The sequence below is a fragment of the Achromobacter sp. 413638 genome, from assembly GCF_043119405.1.
Lineage (GTDB): Bacteria > Pseudomonadota > Gammaproteobacteria > Burkholderiales > Burkholderiaceae_B > Achromobacter.
The window spans coordinates 1-1,435 of the sequence record NZ_JBICCO010000169.1 but is presented as its reverse complement, the minus strand read 5'-3'; the positions used below and the strand labels follow the sequence as shown (position 1 = coordinate 1,435).

Sequence of the window (1,435 nt, the reverse complement as noted above, 5' to 3'; positions counted from 1 at the left end):
TCGGCTTGCAGTCCCTGGCGGATCATCGGGGACGCCCAGTCTCGATCACTTCTCGTCCTCGCCCAGCAGGGACTGCAATTTTTTTCTCGCGCGCAGCTCCAGCATCGCCTCGCCATACGCCTCTTGAAGATCCTTGAGCTGACGCTCGTACTGCTCGCGCACGTCCTGGGGATTGGCGCGCAGCGCGTTCTCCATGCCCCGCTTGCCGTCATCGACCCACTGCTCGACCTCCGAGGGTGAAAGGTCGTATTGGCGGCTCGCTTCGGCCACGGTGGTCTTGCCCTGGATGATGTCCAGTACCAGCGCACTCTTGCGCTTGGCCGTCCAGCGTTTGAGGTCGTCTTCCATTTTCGTGCTCATCGTCAATTCCATTAATTATGACGTGAGCAGGTTTTCACTGGGTCAATACAACTACACAATAGCCGCTCCACGGCAGAGTTCATAACACACTCTAGATCATTGCGACGCAAATCACGATCTGCAATAACGGTGAAATTAGAAAGAAATTCTATCTAAAATTTCCTTTAAATTCTTAGCATCTTCAGGATGACGCTGAAGATATCTTTCACACGCCTGTCGAACGTATGCATAGCAAATCGCTTCGCTCACAACAATCGTGCCTTCGTCTCCAGGGGGATATCCATAGGAAAACTCAACCCCATCAAAATGCTCTTCACTAAACAGACTGCTCATGTCAGGAAAATTGCAATACGCGCCATCCGTACCAAACCCCCATCTCTTCGCTATATAACCAACAGCCTCCAAAAAGCACCCATCACTATACATTCTGTCGAAGTAACCTTTAACAACCCAATAAGGATCCGACTCGCCATATGGTTGACCAAATAATTCTCTCATATGAATACCACATTACTTAGGATGAAAATTGGTCACTATTCCAGTAGCTTTATCCAAATACACTCTAAAAGTAACCCCTCCAGCGATAGAGTCATACTGGCTCAACCCCTTAGACAAAGCCTCTTTATATCCGCCACTTGCAGCCTGCTGCCCTAAATCAAGAATATTTTTATCGGTAAATATTTTTGGATCATAAACGGTTTTTTGAAATACTTCATTTTTATACCCAACAACACTTCCCGTTCGATCATATGCAGGAATTTGATATCTGATTTTAACAATCCCCGCAACAGAAGTTGGTGTATCACTAAGCACCTTCACACCATTTTTAGCCACTGCCTGATTGAAAATCATCTAGGTTATGAGTACCGCTAATCCCACGCCTCTGCGTCAGACCATCAAAATTGCTGAGATGATCCTTAATGCTGGGATTGAAACTTATCCCTTCTGGGAAAGTAGCCCCCACCTTCGCTCCCGGCAACGCCTTAACAACCGCCTCATACTCCCCCGTCACCGGATTCTGCTTTACCAGCACCTCCCCATCCCGCCCCAGCACCTCCGCATTTCTAACTTCCAG

General features: G+C 48.0%; 4 protein-coding genes. All 4 read right to left on the bottom strand.

Going from position 1 to position 1,435, the window contains the following annotated elements:
• Positions 1-45: 45 nt before the first annotated feature.
• Positions 46-360 carry a DUF1153 domain-containing protein gene (locus tag ACEU5R_RS31900; protein WP_392413909.1) on the bottom strand — a complete coding sequence of 105 codons (315 nt, stop codon included), beginning with the start codon at positions 358-360 and terminating at the stop codon, positions 46-48.
• A 135-nt stretch (positions 361-495) separates the two neighbouring features.
• Positions 496-858, bottom strand: coding sequence for a ribonuclease toxin immunity protein CdiI (gene cdiI, locus ACEU5R_RS31895; RefSeq protein ID WP_392413907.1), 363 nt, complete (start codon positions 856-858; stop codon positions 496-498).
• A 12-nt stretch (positions 859-870) separates the two neighbouring features.
• Positions 871-1,212 carry a CdiA family toxin C-terminal domain-containing protein gene (locus ACEU5R_RS31890; RefSeq protein ID WP_392413905.1) on the bottom strand — a complete coding sequence of 114 codons (342 nt, stop codon included), beginning with the start codon at positions 1,210-1,212 and terminating at the stop codon, positions 871-873.
• The coding region (locus ACEU5R_RS31885; protein WP_392413903.1) for a hypothetical protein at positions 1,187-1,435 on the bottom strand (249 nt) is incomplete at its 5' end. The genes ACEU5R_RS31885 and ACEU5R_RS31890, both read right to left, overlap by 26 nt.

Bases quoted from the DNA above. Each gene is read 5' to 3' on its own strand.
- ACEU5R_RS31890 (WP_392413905.1), bottom strand. From the start codon at position 1,212: ATGATTTTCAATCAGGCAGTGGCTAAAAATGGTGTGAAGGTGCTTAGT.
- cdiI (WP_392413907.1), bottom strand. From the start codon at position 858: ATGAGAGAATTATTTGGTCAACCATATGGCGAGTCGGATCCTTATTGG.
- ACEU5R_RS31900 (WP_392413909.1), bottom strand. From the start codon at position 360: ATGAGCACGAAAATGGAAGACGACCTCAAACGCTGGACGGCCAAGCGC.